This window comes from Devosia sp. UYZn731 (assembly GCF_040546795.1).
GTDB lineage: Bacteria > Pseudomonadota > Alphaproteobacteria > Rhizobiales > Devosiaceae > Devosia.
On sequence record NZ_JBEPOL010000012.1, the window covers coordinates 51,653 to 71,200 of the forward strand.

General features: G+C 60.4%; 20 protein-coding genes. 5 read left to right on the forward strand and 15 right to left on the reverse strand.

All coding sequences use genetic code 11. The annotated features are described in order from the left end of the window. Nucleotides 1–39 precede the first annotated feature (39 nt). The 5 genes from ABIB57_RS23770 (at nt 40) to ABIB57_RS23790 (ending at nt 5,086) form a co-directional block, all read left to right on the forward strand. Nucleotides 40–906 carry a TauD/TfdA dioxygenase family protein gene (locus ABIB57_RS23770; protein WP_354043736.1) on the forward strand — a complete coding sequence of 289 codons (867 nt, stop codon included), beginning with the start codon at nt 40–42 and terminating at the stop codon, nt 904–906. Between the two features lie 24 nt (nt 907–930). Further along, on the forward strand, nt 931–1,584 hold the full coding sequence (locus tag ABIB57_RS23775; RefSeq protein WP_354043737.1) for an RraA family protein: 654 nt from the start codon (nt 931–933) through the stop codon (nt 1,582–1,584). After that, nucleotides 1,581–2,447 carry a carbon-nitrogen hydrolase family protein gene (locus ABIB57_RS23780; RefSeq protein ID WP_354043738.1) on the forward strand — a complete coding sequence of 289 codons (867 nt, stop codon included), beginning with the start codon at nt 1,581–1,583 and terminating at the stop codon, nt 2,445–2,447. Before ABIB57_RS23775 ends, ABIB57_RS23780 begins: the two co-directional genes overlap by 4 nt. Nucleotides 2,448–2,654: 207 nt before the next feature. Further along, nucleotides 2,655–3,743, forward strand: coding sequence for an ornithine cyclodeaminase (locus ABIB57_RS23785; protein WP_354043739.1), 1,089 nt, complete (start codon nt 2,655–2,657; stop codon nt 3,741–3,743). Further along, complete coding sequence (locus tag ABIB57_RS23790; protein ID WP_354043740.1) at nt 3,740–5,086, forward strand: MmgE/PrpD family protein; 1,347 nt, start codon at nt 3,740–3,742, stop codon at nt 5,084–5,086. Before ABIB57_RS23785 ends, ABIB57_RS23790 begins: the two co-directional genes overlap by 4 nt. A 22-nt stretch (nt 5,087–5,108) precedes the next feature. On the opposite strand, the gene ABIB57_RS23795 is transcribed toward ABIB57_RS23790, so the two are convergent. The 15 genes from ABIB57_RS23795 to trbB all read right to left on the reverse strand — a co-directional run bounded on the left by ABIB57_RS23795 (nt 5,109) and on the right by trbB (nt 19,394). Further along, on the reverse strand, nt 5,109–6,491 hold the full coding sequence (locus ABIB57_RS23795) for an amidohydrolase family protein (protein ID WP_354043741.1): 1,383 nt from the start codon (nt 6,489–6,491) through the stop codon (nt 5,109–5,111). After that, nucleotides 6,491–7,207, reverse strand: coding sequence for a response regulator transcription factor (locus ABIB57_RS23800; protein ID WP_354043742.1), 717 nt, complete (start codon nt 7,205–7,207; stop codon nt 6,491–6,493). Before ABIB57_RS23800 ends, ABIB57_RS23795 begins: the two co-directional genes overlap by 1 nt. Nucleotides 7,208–7,282: 75 nt before the next feature. Continuing rightward, a complete protein-coding gene (locus ABIB57_RS23805) occupies nt 7,283–7,942 on the reverse strand; it encodes an acyl-homoserine-lactone synthase (protein ID WP_354043743.1) in 660 nt (219 codons plus the stop codon). A gap of 82 nt (nt 7,943–8,024) precedes the next feature. Continuing rightward, complete coding sequence (locus ABIB57_RS23810; protein WP_502914470.1) at nt 8,025–8,771, reverse strand: helix-turn-helix transcriptional regulator; 747 nt, start codon at nt 8,769–8,771, stop codon at nt 8,025–8,027. Between the two features lie 244 nt (nt 8,772–9,015). After that, nucleotides 9,016–9,723 carry a LuxR family transcriptional regulator gene (locus ABIB57_RS23815; protein ID WP_354043745.1) on the reverse strand — a complete coding sequence of 236 codons (708 nt, stop codon included), beginning with the start codon at nt 9,721–9,723 and terminating at the stop codon, nt 9,016–9,018. A 184-nt stretch (nt 9,724–9,907) separates the two neighbouring features. Further along, nucleotides 9,908–11,197 (reverse strand): IncP-type conjugal transfer protein TrbI, encoded by a 1,290-nt coding sequence (gene trbI / locus ABIB57_RS23820; protein WP_354043746.1) that lies wholly within the window; start codon nt 11,195–11,197, stop codon nt 9,908–9,910. Beyond that, on the reverse strand, nt 11,194–11,658 hold the full coding sequence (gene trbH, locus ABIB57_RS23825) for a conjugal transfer protein TrbH (RefSeq protein WP_354043748.1): 465 nt from the start codon (nt 11,656–11,658) through the stop codon (nt 11,194–11,196). Before trbH ends, trbI begins: the two co-directional genes overlap by 4 nt. A 4-nt stretch (nt 11,659–11,662) precedes the next feature. Beyond that, nucleotides 11,663–12,487, reverse strand: coding sequence for a P-type conjugative transfer protein TrbG (gene trbG / locus ABIB57_RS23830; protein WP_354043750.1), 825 nt, complete (start codon nt 12,485–12,487; stop codon nt 11,663–11,665). A 20-nt stretch (nt 12,488–12,507) separates the two neighbouring features. Beyond that, nucleotides 12,508–13,167, reverse strand: coding sequence for a conjugal transfer protein TrbF (gene trbF, locus ABIB57_RS23835; protein WP_354043751.1), 660 nt, complete (start codon nt 13,165–13,167; stop codon nt 12,508–12,510). An 18-nt stretch (nt 13,168–13,185) separates the two neighbouring features. Further along, nucleotides 13,186–14,337: a P-type conjugative transfer protein TrbL gene (gene trbL / locus ABIB57_RS23840; protein ID WP_354043753.1), complete on the reverse strand. Its 1,152-nt coding sequence runs from the start codon at nt 14,335–14,337 to the stop codon at nt 13,186–13,188. A gap of 161 nt (nt 14,338–14,498) precedes the next feature. Further along, nucleotides 14,499–15,299 (reverse strand): P-type conjugative transfer protein TrbJ, encoded by an 801-nt coding sequence (gene trbJ, locus ABIB57_RS23845; RefSeq protein WP_354043754.1) that lies wholly within the window; start codon nt 15,297–15,299, stop codon nt 14,499–14,501. After that, the gene (locus tag ABIB57_RS23850; RefSeq protein WP_354043756.1) at nt 15,271–17,721 is read right to left on the reverse strand and encodes a conjugal transfer protein TrbE; all 2,451 of its coding nucleotides are present in this window, start codon (nt 17,719–17,721) and stop codon (nt 15,271–15,273) included. Before ABIB57_RS23850 ends, trbJ begins: the two co-directional genes overlap by 29 nt. Before the next feature lie 6 nt (nt 17,722–17,727). Next, complete coding sequence (locus tag ABIB57_RS23855) at nt 17,728–18,027, reverse strand: conjugal transfer protein TrbD (RefSeq protein ID WP_354043757.1); 300 nt, start codon at nt 18,025–18,027, stop codon at nt 17,728–17,730. After that, nucleotides 18,020–18,382, reverse strand: coding sequence for a TrbC/VirB2 family protein (locus ABIB57_RS23860; RefSeq protein WP_354043758.1), 363 nt, complete (start codon nt 18,380–18,382; stop codon nt 18,020–18,022). The genes ABIB57_RS23855 and ABIB57_RS23860 overlap by 8 nt, the downstream gene beginning before the upstream one ends. After that, nucleotides 18,372–19,394, reverse strand: a complete 1,023-nt coding sequence (gene trbB, locus ABIB57_RS23865; protein WP_354043760.1) for a P-type conjugative transfer ATPase TrbB — start codon at nt 19,392–19,394, stop codon at nt 18,372–18,374. Before trbB ends, ABIB57_RS23860 begins: the two co-directional genes overlap by 11 nt. Nucleotides 19,395–19,548: the final 154 nt, after the last annotated feature.

The following is a 19,548-nucleotide window of genomic DNA, read 5'->3' on the forward strand; positions in this document are numbered from 1 at the left end:
CCAGTGTCGGAATAGCCGACGTTTACAGGAGGCAAAATTATGGACGTGAAGGACAGAATACGGGCCGTACAGCATGACAGTAATGTCTGTGCCGATATCGAGGGGTTCGATTTCAACAATTACGACGCCGTCGACATCGCGCTCGTTCGCAGCTTCTGGCTGCAATACGGCGTCATCAGGTTTCGAAACGCCAATATCAGCGATCAGCAGCAGGTCGACTTCTCCCGCCATTTCGGAGAGTTCGTCATTCATCCAAAGCAACTGCAGGAAGGTGGCCACCCCACGCATCCAGAAATCCTGGTCATCAGCAATGCCATGAAAGATGGCCGGCCAAGCGGCGCCATGGGCAATAGCGAAGCGACCTGGCACACCGATACCTGGTTCTACGAGAAACCTCCTGCCGGAGCCATCCTGCGCGCAGTGCAGGTCCCCGAGACCGGCGGCGACACCTATTTTCTGTCCACCTATCAGGCCTATGACAGCCTCCCCAACCACCTGCGCGACGCGGTCCACAAGCGCCAGATCTTCTTCCAATCGGCCTATGACAAAACCGGAAAGCTCCGCCTGGGGCGTACCGAACCGACCTCCAAGGACTTCCGGGAATGGGTCGGCATGGTGCATCCCCTCGTGCGCACGCATGGCGAAACCGGTCGCGAAGCGCTCTATCTCGGTGGGACGACCGAAGGGGCGTGGATCGTCGGCATGCCGCTCGAGGAGAGCAACGATCTGCTCGCCCAGCTTTGGGATCATACCACCAACACCGCTGACGTCTTTGTCCAGCAGTGGAATGCCGGCGATATCATGATGTGGGACAACCGATGCACCATGCATCGCCGCGACGGCTTTGATCCCAATTCGATCCGGATCATGCACCGCACGACCACCGCCGGCGAACGGCCGGTCTAGCTCCCAGTCAGGCGGAAACACAAAATGGACAAACAATACCGGGCAGCGCCTCGACCCGAGCCGCTGGATCAGGAGCTTTGTGCTCTGCTCGCCGGCGTCGAAACCGCCACGATCGGCCATTTCGAGTTCGCAGGCTTCATCACTGGGGGTGTTCGCCCGGTATTTCCAGCACACGCCGTTGGTCGCGCCATCACCGTCGCGGCCCCGGGTCGCGATGGGCGGGTGATCTACATGGCCATCGATATGCTGGAACCGGGAGATATCCTGGTCATCGCAAGACTCGATCAGGACGAAATTGCCTGCGTTGGCGGCGGCGTTGCGGCCGCCGCCAAGGCCAGGCAAGCCGTGGCCATCATCGTGGATGGTCCTTGCACCGACCCTTCGGAAATCGTCGCCAACGGCCTGCCGGTCTGGTGCCGCGGCGTGTCGGCCAAGACGACCTCCCGCCATATCCAACTGGGCGGTGAGATCAATTACCCGATCGCTTGCGGCCATGCCGTGGTCATGGCCGGCGATTGCGTCCTCGCCGATGAGAGCGGCGTCTACGTGGCGGGCCCTGACCGCATGCGCGAGATGGCAATTCGGGCTGCAGCCCGGCAAGTACAATCACTGGCCGTGCGCCGTCATTTGCAGGCTGGCCATTCCATCTTCGATCTCGACCGGGAGAACCTCTCATGAAGCTGGCCATGATCCAGATGAATTCCCAACCCGATCGGGCCCGCAATCTGGCGCAGGCCGTCCACTTCATGGAGCAAGCCGTCCACGATGCTCATCCCGATCTTATCGTCTTGCCCGAACATTTCGACTGGTCCGGCGGCACCCCCGAGCAGAAGCTGCTTGCGGCCGACGATTTGCCGGGCGGCGAAGCCTATCGCATCGTCTCGGCGTTTGCCGCAAAACATCAGGTCTGGGTGCACGCTGGCAGCATGCTGGAGCGCGTGCCCGGCGACACCAAGATCTACAACACCACGGTGATCTTTAACGGCTCGGGAAAGGAGGTCGGGCGATATCGCAAGATCCACCTCTTCGACATCACCACGCCTTCAGGACGCCGCTATGGCGAATCCGAGACCGTCATGCCCGGCTCGAACCTGCTGGTCTATACGCTCTACGGACTGCGCATAGGCTGCGCCATTTGTTACGACCTGCGCTTCTCCAACCTGTTCTGGGAGCTGGCCAAGCGCGAAGTCGACGTCATGATATTGCCCGCCGCGTTTACCGCCGAGACCGGAAGAGACCACTGGGAGGTTCTGTGTCGCGCGCGGGCGATCGAGTTCCAGACCTATTTCGTTGCCTGCGGCCAATGGGGGAGCTACCCATCGGCCGACGGGACCGAGCGGAGCAGTTTCGGGGATTCTCTTGTTTGCGATCCGTGGGGCCGGGTAATCGCGCGGGCGCCTGAAGGCGTCGGATATATCTGCGCCGAACTGCACAGCGATGCGATAGAGCGAGCGCGAAAGCTCATTCCAATGGCTGCTCATCGCAAAAGCCTATCGAGTTGCGGTTCTTGCCACCGGCTTCACATTCCGCCAACCGGCTAGGCGGAAGGGCAGGTTTGGCACGAGGGGTTTGCCAAACGCTACCCCCTTGCTGTGGGATGGCAACTATCCGGGCCTGGCGATAAAGCAATCAGCGCCGCCGGCCCATTTCTTGGGCCGGTTGTCGGCCTCGATTTGTCCCAAAATTGGCTACTTCGAGCCGGCCGAAAGGCTCATCCTTGCGCGATCAGACCTGCAAGGATCGCCAAAATGGAGCATGATAGGCCCTCGTTCCCACCGCTACTGATCTCCTCGGCCGACCTGGCTAGATCCGGCGTCGAGCTCGATCCACGCCTTCTCCACGAGCGCGCCGCTCAAATGTGGCGCGACATCGGGCCGGGCCAGGGCACGGGCAAGAAATCGGTGCTGCTCCCCCCGGAAAGTGCATTTTGGGCGTCGTCTCAACATGGAGCGCTTCGTCAGCATTTCGAACGCGAGCGTCTCGGATGGAAACTATCCACGTTGACGGCAGTCAACTCCACACTGGCAAGCGTCAAAATCGTGGGCGCCAATGCCGCCAACCGGTTTGTTGGATACCCGCGGTCGTGTTCGACAATTCTGCTTCTGGACGCCATGACCATGCGCCCGCTCTGCTTGCTCGAGGGCACGGCCATTTCGGCGGCACGCACCGCGACCTACGCGACCCTAATTGGTAAAGCCATTCTCTCAAGACGCCCCGGTGCCAGCGTTTTTCTGTTTGGAGGGGGGCCAATTGCCCGCAGCATCTGCCTTGCTCTTGACGCGGTGCTCGGACCCCGACTGGAAAACCTCTGGGTCAGGACGCGTTCCATGGCCACGGCCCAGGCCTTTGTTCAGTCCCTTCAACCGATCGCTTTGACGATCACTCCCGTGGCCGGCAACGCCTATCTAAGGGAAGCCGACCTGATCATCACCGCGTCAAACTCGAAGTTCCCGCTCTTTGAGGATTTTGAAATCGAACGAAATGCGACAGTTCTTCATCTCGGCGGCGATGAAGCCCCCTATGAGTTCATCTCTCGTGCCTTGGACCACGGCCGCGTCGTCTGTGATGACATTGCCATGGTCAGTGCCCGCAACTCCCAGTCGATTGCACTTCACTTCTCGCGACGAGGCTCGACCCTCGAAGCTCAAGCCGCGGACCGCGGTGTGCGCGAACTGGCAGACTACCTTGCCGCTGAGGGACACGACGCCGGCCCAACCCATATCACCTGTGTGGGGGTGCCCAGCCTCGACCTTTATGTGGCCCAGTATATTTACGAGACCTATCTGGCAGCGGCGTCGCCCCTGGCTGGGCTTGCCAACGACAATGCTCCCTCATGACCGAGTTGCGGCATTTCACCCAACGCCTGGCTGACAACATCCTGCAATATCCAGCCCAGGCACTGCCAGGTGCCATACGGTCCAAAGCGCTTGATTGCGTGCTGGACAACGTCGCGGCCTGCCTTGCGGGCGTCTCGATCCAGGCCGCTCTATCGGCCCGGCAGATGGCCCATGCAACGTTTGCCAAGGGAGGGGCGCCAGTCTGGTTTACCCACAGCCGGCTCAGTCCCGCCGGCGCTGCCTGGTGCAATTCGATGGCGGCATCCTCGCTTGATTTCGACGACGGACACCGTCTGGCACGTGGGCATCCAGGATCCGCGATTGTGCCGGCAGTCTTGGCAGAGGCCACCCAAGCACATTATTCGACCCCGCACATCCTTGCCGCCATCGCCATAGGCTACGAAGTGGCCATCGCGGTTGCCGCGGCCCAGCAATACGATCGGACACAAACCTATCAGACGGGGCGATGGGCGGGTCTGGGTGTGGTGTCCGCATGTGGGCATCTGGTCAGGCCGGATCGCGATCAGCTTGCCAATGCCCTGGCCATAGCCGGCGTCTGGGCGCCCAATCAGCAGGCAAACGGCAGTTCAGGCTACGCCAACCAGACTGGAAACTGGGCCAAGGAGGGCATTCCGATTAGCACCATGCATGGCTTGATGGCTCTCGAGCTCTCCCGCATAGGTTTTACCGGACCGATCGATCTGTTGGACCACCCATCGCACTATGACTTTCGCCATCCCATCGACATAGGCCTGGACCCAGGGCTGATCGCCGACACCTATTTCAAGCGATATGCCTGCTGCCGCTACATCCATCCTGCGCTCGATGCTTATCGTGCCCTGGGCGACATCGAGCCCGCGAGCATTGCCCGGATTGAGGTTTCGAGCTTTGGCTGGGCACTGCGCCTTGCCAACAAGCTCAGACCGGAAACGCTGGTCGACGCTCAATACAGTTTACCCTTCTGCCTGGCGACCCTCGCGCTTCATGGCCCGCAGGCGCTCTCGCCGATTTCGCAACGCGTGTTGAGCGATGACCGCATCGCGGCCTTTGCGGAGAAAATTGATCTTGAGATCGATCCATCGATCGACAGCCGGTTCCCCGCCGAGACCCTCGCCAGGGTGCGCGTGATCCTTCAGTCCGACACCGTCCTAGAAAACGAGGCCGCCGTTGGAGCGTCTGCCCTTTCGTCCACTGATATTCGCGAGAAGTTCCGAGCCATTGCCGATGGCCGGATATCGGAAAGCCTTTGCCAGCAGATATTGGGCACCGCCGATCCCGAGACCTGCAATATCAACAAGCTGCAACTCGCTCTCGCCCAGCCCGCCTCATCCAGCGAACGTTGAGCACGCACATCCGCGGTCATGGTCATACTGGTGTCGCTGAATGGACGATGGCGCCATTCCGCACTACCAGTTGGCCCCCTATGATCACATGACGCACCCGACTGAGATTCAAGCTGTCCGCGATGGTGACATCAGCTCGTTTGCCAATCTCGATGCGCCCCGCATCGTTGAATGCGCCGAAGATGGACGCTACATTGCCCGTCGCCAAAGATAGCGCTTGGGGCGCGGACAGCTGACCCTTGACGACCATACGATGGACCGCCTCCAATATGCCGTCCCAATGGCCGCCCGCAAAGTCCGTCGTGATGGTGTCGACCAGCCTTTCGCTGATTAATGCATCGAGGTTTTCAGCGCTGTTGCGCCAATGAGTAGAGATGCAGTCCAGCGTACTGACGTCGATTAGCACGCCGCATTCACGCAGAAGCTTGGCATTGGCAACGGCTTCCTCAGGTGAAAACGAGGGGTGGTTGCAATGGGCGGCAATGAGGCGGGCCATGGGAATAGCACGCGCCAGGGCCAGGATATGATGTGCCGACGGCAAGGCATTGTGCAGGATTGCGGGCAAACCCGTCCGCGCCGAGAGCTCCGCCAATTCCCCAAGACCCAGGACTGCGTTCTGCATCGGCCTCAAGACCGAGGCAGCTATCGCGTTGGCCACGTGGTCCGCCGAAGCGCTCTTGAGGAGATCGAGTTCGTCGCACAGCGCGATGAACTGCGCATCTGGCGATGACGCCCGATCTTGCAAGGCCCGTCCGAGTAGGACCTCCTTGAGGCGCCTTGCCGCGCGCGCGTCGACCAACACCCCGGTGACATCTTCGATCGCGCGAGGCAAAAAGGCATAGTCCTGCGCGCCGCCGCCAAGGGTCTGACCCCCTCCCCCTTCCCCCAGCGCAACCGCCCCTTGTTCGATGACGCCCTCAGCCGACACTGCAAGATGAGAAGCGCGCAGCCCGCTGCCATCAATGTCAAAAGCTGCGGCCTTGGAGCTGGCAGAGTGTGCTGTCGTCGAGAACACACGCATAGGATGCCGCACGCCTGATGGATCAGCAATTTCCTGTGGAAGGCAGAGGCCGCAGACATTGAGAAGGGTCGAGGTCCCGCTGAGGAGGTGGCGATTGCGAAAATATCTGACGTCCTCAGGACGAAATGGTTTTGATCCGCTGGGCATTGTCGGTCCAAAAGTGCAGCCATGAGCGTGGCTGTTGATCACACCCGGAAAGCTCGTCGCGCCCCCCGCATCCACAATGGGGGAGCCGTTTAGCGGCAACTCCTCCGAACCCAAGGACAGGGCTACGATTTTGCCATTGCTAATCCCGATATGTCCCTTGGGATGGACGGTCTTTCCATCCCCGGTAATGATCGCCGTGTTGGTTATGACGAGATTGAAGCCCGTTCCCTCGGCCATTATCCCTGCTCCTCCCGATGACGGTCGAGCGTTTCAAGGATGTACCCGGCGCAGCGTATGGTGCGGATGATATCGCCCCCGCTTTCGCCCAAGGCGTGCCTCAGCCGACCGATATGGACATTGACGGTTTTACGATCGACATAGCGTCCCTGCGCCCATGCCGCCTGGATCAGGGCATCGCGCGAACATATCGCCCCAGCGTGCTCAACAAGGTGTTGGAGCATCCTGAACTCGATGGGTCCGAGATGGATGGCCCGTCCCTTGCGTGACACGCGGTGCAAGTCGAGATCGATATCGATATCGGCGTAGATCAAGCCTGCTCGCCCGTCCCGCCGATTTCTTACTCCCAGCGGCTGGCCCGCCAGCGCCTCAAGGAAGTCCAGCAGCTTACTGGGCGTGATCGGACGGACAAAGCTTTCATCTACTCCCGCCTTCATCAGATCCAAATATTGCTGCTCTGCGCCAGGAGCGATCAATGCCACCGCAGTGATGCCAAATGTTGCAGCCTCATTCTTGAGTTCGAGGCAGGCCCTGATGGCGAGCGGGTCACCCGGCCGGGAGTCAAGCAGGATCGCTGTCGGATTAGTCTGCTGGCTGAGCTGGACGACCTCCGCCACGCTTGAAGCCAGCGACACCACAAACCCCGCCTCCGAAAGGATATGGGAGAGCAGCAGATAGTAGTCTGCGTCAGTGGATGCGATCAAAATCGATGCCATGTGCCGGCTCCTGCTAGCCCATCGATGCTGCTGGGCATGCTGGCCAGCCAGCAGTTGCGCCCTTCCAGACCTGGCCTACGCTGCGCAGATCGCTTGGGGGATGCGGCCGGCAGCGTCGTCGGCACCATAGACCGGCTCGGAAAGCCCAAGCCGCGCGCGCATGATTGAGAGCACGTCGGAGGACACTTCAAAGGCTCCGCAACAAACCGGGGATCGGCCGAACCCGTCCGCGCGGCCGAGTTCGTGAACGCGGGCCCCCGAGCGCGTGTAGATCCGTTTGAAGTGCGGCTCATAATTGGAAATCATCGTATGAATGTTGTGAGACAGACAAAATTCGCAGAGGGCCACAAGCAGCAGACTGAAAGCGCGGCCTGCCGGCATGCCGGGATAGTCGTCTCTCAACGCCTGCTCATCGAGACACATCCGGGTGCCTTCCCAGATTCCTGGCGCCGTTAGCGCCGCAGCATCCGGAAAAGTGCTCCCGAAGACGTCGTGCAGTAGGGTCGGGCCTGTGGTCGGCATCAATCTGATGCTTCCGTAATGGCGGGACCGTTCCCGGTTGCACCAGACTAGATAAACGGGATGCAGCGCGTCATACGCGTCGACCTCTCGGTCCTCCTGGATGCTGACATCCCAACTGAGCATGTCGAAAAAGACCTGCTTGCGCGTTTGAAACATCTGCACCAACACATCGCGGTACTGCGCGTGCTCGAATGCTTGTATTGAGGTGATCACCGTTGCTCGCTCCCCTGCACGTTGGTCCGGAACCATGCGTTGGGATGAGCGATTGCGGTATCCCGCCGATTGACCCCTCATTTTAGGGGGGGCACGGCCAGGGATTGATGATGCGAAGATGCCCGGCACGTGTAACTGCGGCGGACAGGGTTGCGCATCCCAGTTTTAACCGGGCCGATTTTGTATAGTCCCGAACTGTGTGCTCAGACAGGCCCAGAATGAGCGCGATGTCCTTGTGATCTTTCCCCAATGCGGTCCAATGGAGACATTCAATTTCCCTTCGCGCCAGCGTCGGGACAGGATCGTCTGCACCATAGAGCTCCCCAACTGCGATCCGATGGACCAATAGGGCAAGTTCGGTCCACTCCTCACCAAAGCGCGCCGTCAGAACCTGCCAGCCCGTCACCGGAAGGTGCGAGTTGACCGACAGGAGCGCACGCCGCATGGCCTTGTCAGTGATGGGAATGGAATACCCCCGTCCCCCGATGCCGTGTCGTTCTGCATCATCAAGGAATGCCCGGTCTGACGAGACGATCTCGACCTCACTCCAGTCGAAAGGCAGCGATCGCGTAAAGCCGGCGCGAACGATAGGATCGTGCGCGACATACCCTTTGAGGAGGTACTGCGCTACCCATTGATCCGGATAGGTCGTGCGCACAAAGGGAGAGTCGACCTCACCTACGACAGTTTGGGCGAGGTGATATGTGACATGTGTCAGGCCATAATAGTCCCGCATAGTATGCAAGGCTGCCGAAACCATCGTCGTAGACGCAATGGTTTCGAACAACGCCTCAGTCTTTCTGCCGCGTGGTTCGCTCCGCCAGGTCACGATAGTGAACCGGCATAGACCGGTACTCCGGCTGCTTTTTTATCCATTGCCTCCCCCCGCTCGGCTTTGTGCCTTATCCGGTCGATACGTCTCAACCTCCTCGCCGCGACCCCGGCAAGAGTTGCCATAAACAACATACCGCTGCTCCGTTTTCTGCTTGGTGCTGCGGTGTCACCGATCCTTCACAGCACAGCCAAATCAACAAGGCATTGCTGCATGGATCAGCCGTTGGCTGTCTAGCTGCTCAAATCAATCCGCGTTCCAGCGCAACGCGCACCGCGTGTGAGGCATTGACCGCCCCCAAGCGTTGCTTTGCGTCGTCCAGATGGAACCGCGCTGTGCTGGGCGATATTCCAAGCAGCATGGCAGTTTCGGGCGTCGTTTTTCCAAAAGACACCCAGGTCAGACACGCCAATTGGCGGCCTGTCAGCATCGGCTTGGCCGTATTCTGGTCACCTGCCACGAGTTTGGCGAGCCAGACATGAACGAGTGCCGCGGCAGTAATGGCGCGGACAGGATTGTCCAGCTTGACTGTTTCTGCCGAGTCCCTCTTTGCACTGACCATGGTCAGCATGGCAAAACGTCCGTAGCTAGCCGGGATTGGAATGGTCAGCCCCGAACTGATGCCGAATTTCTCGGCCTCATCGAAGAACCCTTGGGTCTTGCTGTCTTGGAAAGCGACGTCTGTCCGGCTCCAACAGAAAGGGCGCATATACTGGCGTGCCAGCCGAACCACAGGGTCTACAAGGGTGAGATTGCGGTCGAGGTAAGACGCCTGCCACTGAGCCTGATAGCTGGATATGCCGACAATTTCGGTGCCGCCGTTGCAGACATAGGTGAACTCGTCAAAGCCACAGGCTCGGGTCAGCTTCCTCAGCGCCAACCGCACGCCATTTCTATCAGGCTGCTGCTCCATCTCGTCGATGAAGCTATCAAATGCATTGTCGATCAAACGAGAACTAGTCAAAATCACCCTCCCTAAGTGTATTGATTCAGTTACGTCGATGTTCTGGCAATATAGGTTCTATATTAGGCACGCTTTCTCGATCGGGATATCATGCAGGAATGGAATTCGCTGACCGCCGGTGAGGTGTCTTTCGAACGCTCCGAACATTCCTCATTGGCATGGCTTTTAGTCATTGGAAAGCGCGTGGAAAAACGATGTCCTGATCGACCAGGACGTTGAACTGGTATCCCGGCCGGATCTCAAGGGTCGGCTGCACGTCGAGGTTTCTCGAGACAGTCTCTTCCGACATTTGAGCGAAGGTCTCCGCAAAGGAGCGTCGTGCGGCATCTTCGGTGCCGTTTGATGTGCCCCTCCCATTGCGATCCTGGGGGATCATCATCTCCGTGCCAGCTCCGATCAGGGCCACCAGGACCGCCGAGCCAAACGTCTGAAAATAGTGATTGTCCACTTGGTCGGTAAAACCCCCGTAGCCGGCGCTGTCCGTGCCAGCCATGCCGCCGATTTGCAGGGTGGAGCCGTTGGGAAAAATAATGTCCGTCCAGATGACCAGAACGCGGCTCTGGCCGAACGAGACCTCTGAACCATACCGACCGAAAAGCTTGGTTCCCTGCGGAATGAGCAGGTGCCGACCAGTGGAACTGTCGTACACATTCTGTGAGACCTGAGCCGTGATGCGCCCGGGTAAGTCCGAGTTGATCCCGCTCACCAGTGTCGCCGGAATGACCGAGCCGCGCTTGAGTTCGAATGGCGACGTCTGCGGAACCACGGCATTGGGCAGGTAGCCGAGTTCGGCAATGTCCTGGTTGAAAAACTGCTCCTTGCCGATCTGACCATTTGGATCGGTGTTTTGTCCGCCAGTCTGCATGGCCGCGGCATAGGGATCGGCCGCGTTCGGCGGCCGCGTCGACCCATTCGGATTGGCATAATGGGTGCCGGTGTTGGTGTCGGCAAGATGCTCATTGAGATCGCCTAGGCCAACCTCGATCGGCGAGTCCATAGCGGCGCCGTCCGCCTGCAGCCTTGCCATGCGTTGTCGCTGCAGTTCGCGCAGCCATTGCTCCTGTTGTTCTCGCTCAAGACGTGCCCGCCAGACCGCTTCAGACTCGAGCGCTGATCGGTCAGCAAGGGGGCCGGTTTGGGGCCCCAGGAAGGGATTTGCACTGGTATCGATCGCCGGCGCCGGCGCTGGGGTGGGCTGGATGATGATCGGAGCTGGTTCCCCGATAATTCCATCCGGAATTCCTCGCTTGAGCTGGTCAGCATCGCTCGATGCAGGCCTAACGGTGCCTGGATCTTTATCGTCACCCCCCAGCTGCAGGCCCCGCGAGCTGAGGCCGTAGATGATGACGCCGAAAAACAAGACCACGAGCCCGATGGCCACTAGGATCGGCAGCCGATTGAGACGTCGGATGCGGGGCCCGAGCCTGGTGTCGACGCCCAGTTGCAGCGATGGAGTCACGGTGTTTCTCCCGCGCTGCGCGCCATCACCGAGAGCGGACTGACAGGGGCGGCACCTGTCCCGGACACCTCATACATGCGGGTCAGCTCGACAGCAGCTGTCGACACGCGTACCAGGACACGGCCCTCAAAGTCATCGACGACATAGGCGAGCGGAACTATCGCGGTGTCGCCGGCCTTCTGATCGGTGACAATCGCATAGCCCCCGCCCCTGAGTGACGCCTCGAGCGCCTGACCGAAGATCGAGCCATCCAGCGCCAGGGCAATCGTGGTCTTGCCAGGTCCAATATGCTCGGCGAGGCGGCCGGCCATATCGCTGGCAATGGCATCTGCCGCCTCTGGCGTCAGCTCCGTCGTCACCGTGCTGGTCACAAGCCCCGGGCCACCAAGGGTCTGGCATGCGGCGAGTGTAGTGACGAGCAGCAGGGCGCCCAAGCGCGCCAGAGGAGAGAGCATCGCCATGGCCCTAGCCTCCCCGCCTTATGGCAATTTTCTGCTGTTTGTTGCCGACCCCAGCCACGAGGATGGCGTGGTCAATATAGTAATCCACGACCATCATGGTGCCGTTCATGCGGTAGTTGACGATGCGGTTCTGACCACCCGAAACCACGAAGAGAACTGGCGCATCCTGGCCTGATATCGCCGAGGGGAACTGGATATAGGTCTTCTGCCCGTCGCTATAGATCCGGGTCGGTCGCCAGCCGGCTGTGCCGGACACCTGAAAGGCGAAGTTTAGCTGATCCGCCGGCACGCCGGCGCCAGGCACGATGCTCGCCTCAATCCGCGCATTGATCTCGGCAAAAGCCGCGTTGATGTTCTCGGGATAATCGAAGCCGACGCGAGCCATGTACTGGCTGTGATGGGATGTCAGCTTGATGTGATAGGTCCGACGCGACGTGGTGACGACCATCGAGGTCTCAAGGCCTGCCTCGGACGGCTTGAGGATCAGGTGCACTGCCTGGGCGCCCATCGCCCCGGACGTCGCCGGTTCGACTTTCCAGCGGACCGTGTCCCCGATCAGCACGTCCTGGACGATCTCTCCGGGCTGCAGCTCAATATCGCAGACCTGTAGCGGCGAACACACAACTGAAGGCTGTACCTCACCATAAAGGAAAATCACTTTGCCGTCGGGGCCGCGGGTGACGATGCCCTGCTCGTTTTGCCACTCGCCCGAAAGCGCGGCGCCCCGCACCTCGTTGTCGCCGAGGTGCTGTGCTGCGGCTGGAGCGCTGGCAACAGCCATTATCAGGGCGGCCCCAAGACAGCCGCGCGGGAATCTAGAACGAGTCATGCCATGGTCCTTTCCGGCATTCACAACTGCGCCGTCCAGTCGAAATCGGTGAGGTAGAGCCCGATGGGATTGAAGCGGATGACCGCCTCGTCCTGTGGCGGTGTCAGGGTAACGGTGGCCACGCCGCGAAAGCGGCGCACAGCGAGCTCCTTGCCCTGGCGGTCCCGCTCATATTCGGTCCAGTCCACCTGATAGCTCTGGTTGGAGAGCGGGACGATATTGGTCACTTCGATGGCGACGGTGAGCGTTCGGGCACGGTCAAACGGGGAATTTTCCCGGAACCAAGAATTGACCTTGATGGTCCCCGGATCTCCGCTGCGCAAATGGGCGTAGGCGCGGTCGACATATTGCTTTTGCACCACCGCATCGGGGGTCACCGAGCGAAAATTGGCGACAAAGCTTCCCAGGGTGGCGCGCACCACGCGCGGATCGGCATATTCGATCTGCTGTGGGAAGCCGATATTGGCGGCACTACCGAGCCTGTCGACCTCCACAATATAGGGCACGAGCTTGACCTGGCTGCTCTGATAGAGCGCGTAGGAAAAGCCAATCGTGGCCATTGCCATGCCGGCCATGCCAACAATGCGCCAATCGGACGCGGCCTTCACATAGGAGCCATAGCGCTCATTCCATTCCTGGCGCGCGGCAATGTAGGGGTTCTCTGGCGGCTTAGTGCCCATGATGCTTATGCTTTCTCGTCAAAAATTGGGTTTGGTGCCCGATCGGCCCTGGCTCTGGTCGAGTTTGGCATTGGCAAGGCCCAGAGTGGACGCACCCCAGGAACCCGGCACGCCAATGGCCTTGTCGCGCGCCGCAGACGCCACGGCGCCCCCAGCGGCTCCCATCCCACTGCCCATGCCCTTAAGGGCCGCTGCCCCAAACGAGCTACCGCCGGCACGAGCATCCGAAAAGGCCGAGGCCCCGGCCCTTGCGCCACCCCACCCAAGTGCCCCGCCGCCGGCGGCAAAACTGGCTGCCTGGCCTCCGTGGCGGATGACTTCCATGCCTCCAGTGACCGACACACCCTGGACCACGCCCTGGATGATATTGGGCACATACATGGCTATGACGAAGACCACGACCGAAATGCCCCCAATCGCAAGGGTCGACAGAAACTCGTCGGCGCCATCTGGCGCGTCGGCCATGTTGATCAGGACCTCCGAGCCAATGCGGGCGATCATCACCAGTGCCATCAGCTTCATGCCGACGGAAAAGGCGTAGACCAGATAGCGAACGGCAAAATCCTTGGTGAAGCTGGAGCCCCCAAGACCCAGCATGATCATGCCTGCGAGCAGCCCCACATACATCTCGACCATGACCGCGACGAAAATCGCGGCGACCAGACTGAAGCAGATCACCACGATAATCATCGCGAAGACCGCAGCGATTGCCAAAGCGTTGTCTTCGAATAGACCAAATTGCGCTTTTGCCGACATCTCGCTCGCGACCCGCAGGCCGGCATTGAACACCTCGGCCGGCGAGGCAGAGCCGCTACCCGCACCGATCTGAAAGAGGCTATCGACGATGGCGCGGGCGAAGGATGGACCCTGCTCGAGGATGAAGACGAACAAACCAATGAACAGGATGCGACGCACAAGTTCGGCGAACCAGGTATCGAGTGAAGCGGCGGCGAGTGCGAGCCAGACAGCGGCAATGCCCACCTCAATGCCGGCCAGGATCCAGAACAGGGAGCGTGCGGCGTCCATAACCGTCGATTCCCAGTTCCCCGCTGAGCTCGCGATTTCGTTTTCGAGTTGGGTCAACAGCGCACCGTCCTGCGCCAGCGCCGGCTGGATACACACCAAGAGCGCGACGGCCGCGAGCAACAGTCGAGTTGCTCGTGGCGTCATTGGTCGTTCCGCCGCTACTGGTCCAGCGGGGACGCAACTGCTCGCCGCCTGTCGTGTCAAATGGCCCTGGTTACGCACTCTCACCAGCCAAAGCAGATATTTTGGCGTGGCGATGCCGACTGCGAAGACGATCCGTGTGATAGTGGCGATACGGGCCCGGGTCACCACCGCGGCTCCATGTCCTGCCCGTCCGCTGTCGATGGGGCCGTAGCGTTAAAAAACTCCCGGCGCCGGGTCTGCGCGAGATCTCGGGCCGCTTGTTCGGATTGATACCAGGTAGCCATCATGGTCACCTGCTGGGACATTAGTCCTCGCAGCTTTTGGGCCTGGGCCACCTGCTGCGCCGCAATATCGTGACCGACCTGCAGCGCCTGCATCTGCCCAACGGCGCTTTCCGACAGAGTCCGGAGTTGCGACATGGTTCCTTCTTCGGAACTGAACTGCTCGGAGGTGAGACCCGCGGCCCTCAGCGTCGCAGCGATGGTCTCGCGATTGGTGTCGGACCAGGACTGATAGCTCGTCGAAAAACTTGTTCCGTTGGCCAGGCCAGTCTCGAATTCGGCAAAGCTCTGGAAACGTTGTTTTAGGACATTGTCCAGATTGCCCATTGAAAAGGCGATGCCGTCGCCTTGTTCCTGGAGTTGCTGAAGGCGCGTCAGGTCGGCCTCGACCTGCCCCCAGACATGGTCGGGCAGGAGCCGACTGTTTTGCAACATGTTCTCGTAGATGCGGAGCTGGTTCTGAATCTGCTCGGCAAGCTGACCGATCTGGGTCACTTGGTTCTGGATCTGCTCTGCCGACTGCCCGGCCAGCCCGACCAATTCGGCATTGTTCAGCAACTGCGTCCACTCGGTGGCTTGCCCGGTAAAGAGGAACGCATTAGCCGGCGCAGGCACAAGGGTGCCGCTTATCAGCAAAGTTGTCGTGAGCAGCCTATTTGTCAGCAAGAAGCGCTTGGGCATTTTCCACTCCTCTTTCTGTTAGCCAGGCGGCCGGCCATTGTCCGCCAAATGAGCTTATAAGCTCTTGAATACGTTGTAGATTGTGCTTTCCCGTCGCGCCCACAAAGGCGAGAGCAACAGGGCCCAGGGCCATGTCGAACAGGCGGCGCCCGTCGGGCGAGGCCACATAATATTCCCGCTTTGGTGTAGCCGTTGCCACGATCTCGATTTGCCGCTCGTTGAAGCCGATCCTCTCGTAAAATTCACGGGTACCGGGTTCGCGGGCCGCGCCGTTGGGAAGACAGATCTTGGTCGGGCAGCTTTCCTTCAGCACGTCGATAATGCCCGAGCGTTCGGCGTCCGATATCGACTGGGTGGCGAGCACTACGGCACAATTGGCCTTGCGCAGAACTTTGAGCCATTCGCGCATCTTGTCCCTGAAGGTGGGGTGACCGAGCATCAGCCAGGCCTCATCAAGGATGATAAGGCTCGGTGCTCCGGTCAGGCGCTTTTCGATGCGCCGGAACAGATAAAGGAGGACCGGGACGAGGTTGCGCTCGCCCAGGTTCATCAGTTCCTCAATCTCGAACGTCTGGAACGTGCCGAATTGCAGTCCGTCCTGCTCGGCATCGAGCAACTGTCCCATGGGGCCGTCGACAGTGTAGTGCAGCAATGCATCCTTGATTTCGCGCAGCTGTACGCCGCTCACAAAATCTGAAAGCGACCGGCCGGGCACCGATGCCATCAGAGCGATCTGCCTCGCGATGGCGTTGCGATGGTCGGGTGTCACCTTGACGCCCTGCATGGCGACCAGCGTCTCAATCCATTCGACCGCCCAGGCCCGATCCTGATCGGTTCCCAGCTGTGCGAGTGGGCAGAAGGAAAGAGACGAAGCGCCCTCCCCTGCCCCAACCTCATAGTGATCGCCTCCCGCTCCCAGGGTCAGCGGCAAAAGCGAGCGGCCTTTGTCGAAGGCAAAGATCTGGCTATGTTCGTAGCGCCGGAACTGCGTTGCGATGAGCCCCAGCAAAGTCGACTTGCCCGATCCGGTCGGACCAAAGATCAGCGTATGGCCGACATCGTCGACATGCAGGTTCAAACGGAACGGGGTCGAGCCGCTGGCTACCTGCATTAGTGGTGGCGAGCCCGGAGCGTAAAAAGGACAGGGCGCTGTAGCACGACCAGACCAGACCGCGTTGACCGGCACGAGGTCGGCGAGATTGGCGGTGTGGATCAGCGGCTCGCGGATATTGGCATAGCTATTGCCCGGCAGGCTGCCCAGATAGGCTTCCGTAGTATTGAGTGTTTCGATGCGGGCGCCAAATCCCTCGGCCTGGACCAGCCGGCGCACCCCCTCCGCCTGGTCCCGCAGCCTGGTGTCACTGGAGCCGAACATGATGATCACGGGCGTGTAGTAGCCATAGGCGACCAACTGCGAGCTTGCTTGAGCAATCGCGTCCTCGGTTTCGGCCACCATCATCTGGGCGTCCTGATCGGCCGACCGGCTCTGGGTTTGGAACAACTGGTCGAAGAAGGGTCGCACCTTCTGCTGCCATTTCTTACGCGTGCGCTCCAGTTTCTGGCGCGCCTCCTGGTCGTCGAGGAAGACGAAGCGGCTCGACCAGCGATAGCTCAGAGGCATCAGGTCAAGTGAATTGAGGATCCCAGGCGAACTTTCGGCCGGAAAGCCGTCGATCGCCACAACGGCGAGATAACGGCCATCGACGACCGGCGAAAGGCCGTGGTGCAGCTCGGCTGTGGCTATCCAGTCGAGATACATCGGGATCTCAGGGAGGCGGACCGGGTGGTTTTCGCCGGAAATGCAAAACCTGATAAACTGGAACAACTCGTCATATCTTGCATCGCGTCCCGTGGGGACATCACGCACGGTGCGCGTCACCATGCGGCGAATGGACAGAACGTTGCCCAGATACTGCTCGACCTCTCGAATTGACGTCTTGAAGCTGTCGAGGACTGTATCGGCGTAGCTCGCCGATCGGCTTTCGCGGTCGGAATAGACATAGCGTTTCAGAGCCGATTTGCGTGGCTCGGGCGGCCGGTATGTCAGGATAAGAGCGTGCTGGCTCTCGAAGTGCCCATGTTCGGCCTCGAAATGGCGGCGGCGCTCGGCCTCGATTGCCCGGCTCACCGCGTCCGGGAAGAAAGACTGCTCCGGGGTCGGATAGCTCACTGTGGGCACCCGGACCGCCTCGACCTGGATCATCCACCCGCTGCCCAGACGCGCCAGGACCGTGTTGATCTGGCGTGACACCTCATTGCGCTCGAAATTGGTTGAACTCTCGGAGTCGGGTCCCGCGAAATACCAGCCAGCCATCAATGCACCGTCCTTGAGCAGGATGACGCCGTCCGCGATGAGGCCGGCATAGGGCACAAGGTCGGAAAAGGACGGTCCCGTGTGACGGAACAGCTTAAGCGCAGCCATGGTGGATCAATACCTCCGCCAGGGCGAGGACGTCGGCCGGTAGCTAGCCCTGTAGCTGACATGACGCAGATAGATCTGCCGCATCATCGGATCGGCCTTGGCCATCATGCGCAGGGCACCAATCACAGCGATCCAGATGGCGATGCCCAACAGCGCCGAAAACCAAGTCAACACCACAAAGGTCAGGATCACTGCCGCAAGACCCGTCAGCAACACCAGCTCACGGTCGGCCCCCATCAGAAGGTTCGGTCGCGACAGTGCGCGATGGATGCGCGTACGTGCGAGGGGAACGCTGGCTTCAGCCATCGTTGCCCTCCCCTGCCCGGCTCGGCGGGGCTTGCTGCGAAATTTCGATCGCGGCGCCAGACGCGCCAAACAACCCGACGATCTGCGTGGCGCCCAGCAAAATGCCGGCGACGAGGACGATATACATCAGGCGCCGGGCGAAATCGTTGAGTTCACCGCCAAAGATCAGCATGCCGCCAGCGACCGCCACTGCCGCAAGCGCGATGAATCCGGCGACTGGCCCGGTGATCGATTCCTGGACTTGCTGGAGCGGTCCCTCCCACGGCAGGCCGCCGCCAGAGCTGGCCATCGCTGGCGTCACGAGGATAAGTCCCAGCGCTGCGACAATCAGAGATATGCGAAAGTCATGCAGCATGAGTGCCCTCCTCGATCTGGGCGCAATGCACGGTCTGGTACTGAGCGCCGTTAAAGCCGTTGACGTGCATCACCTCCCGCACCCGGCGCCCGCGCCCTGCCCGTTCGATCGAGACGACCAGATTTACGGCCTCCCCGATGACGTCCTGCATGGATTGCTGGCTCACCTCTGCGGTGAGTTGTTCGAAGCGGCGTAACGCCGACAGAGCGCCATTGGCGTGGATGGTGGCTACGCCACCCGGATGTCCGGTGTTCCAGGCCTTGAGTAGCGTCAGGGCAGCACCGTCGCGCACCTCGCCCACGATGATGCGGTCGGGCCGCAGCCGCATGGTGCTTTTGAGGAGACGGGCCATGTCGACGGTGTCGCTGGTGTGGAGCGCGAGGGCATTTTCCGCCGTGCAGCGAATTTCGGTCGTGTCTTCTAGGATCACCATACGGTCATGCGGTGCGGCTGAGACGATCTCGGCGATTACCGCATTTGCTAGGGTCGTCTTGCCCGAGCCTGTGCCCCCGCAGATCACGATATTCAATCGGGAAACAATGGCCTTGCGGATTGCGCTCGCCTGAAGGGCTGTCATAATCCCCTCGCAAACGTAGGCATCTAGGGGGATGAGGCGCGATGCTCGCCGGCGAATGGTGAAGCTGGGTGCTGCGACGACTGGTGGAAGCAGGCCTTCAAAGCGATGTCCGCCGATCGGCAACTCGCCCGAAATGATGGGTCTTTCGCTGTCGGCCTCGGTCCGCAAGGCATGAGCCACGACGCCGATGATGATTTCGGCCGCGCCGGGATCGAGTTCGGCCAGCGGCTTAATCCCCTGCCCGAGCCGCTCGACAAACAGCCTTCCGTCCGGATTGAGCATGACTTCAACGACGGACGCGTCCTCGAGCGCTTCACAAATCGGGTTGCCAAGCGCCCCGCGCAGCTTTCGAACCAGGCGATCGCCAGACGATGGGACTGAGACCCTGCCTCTGCTCGCCTCGGTCAATTGGTTCTGTTCTTCCTGGCCTGACATGGATTGGCAGCCCTCCTGGTTGCAACTGCGCCTGATAAAGCCGCACAGACGCGACTCGGTCACCCCGTCAAAAATGAGGGGGTGACCTAACCGGTGGCGTCAGTTTGTCTAAACGAGGCAGTTCAATGCGCAGCGGGCCTGCTTACAAAGGCGT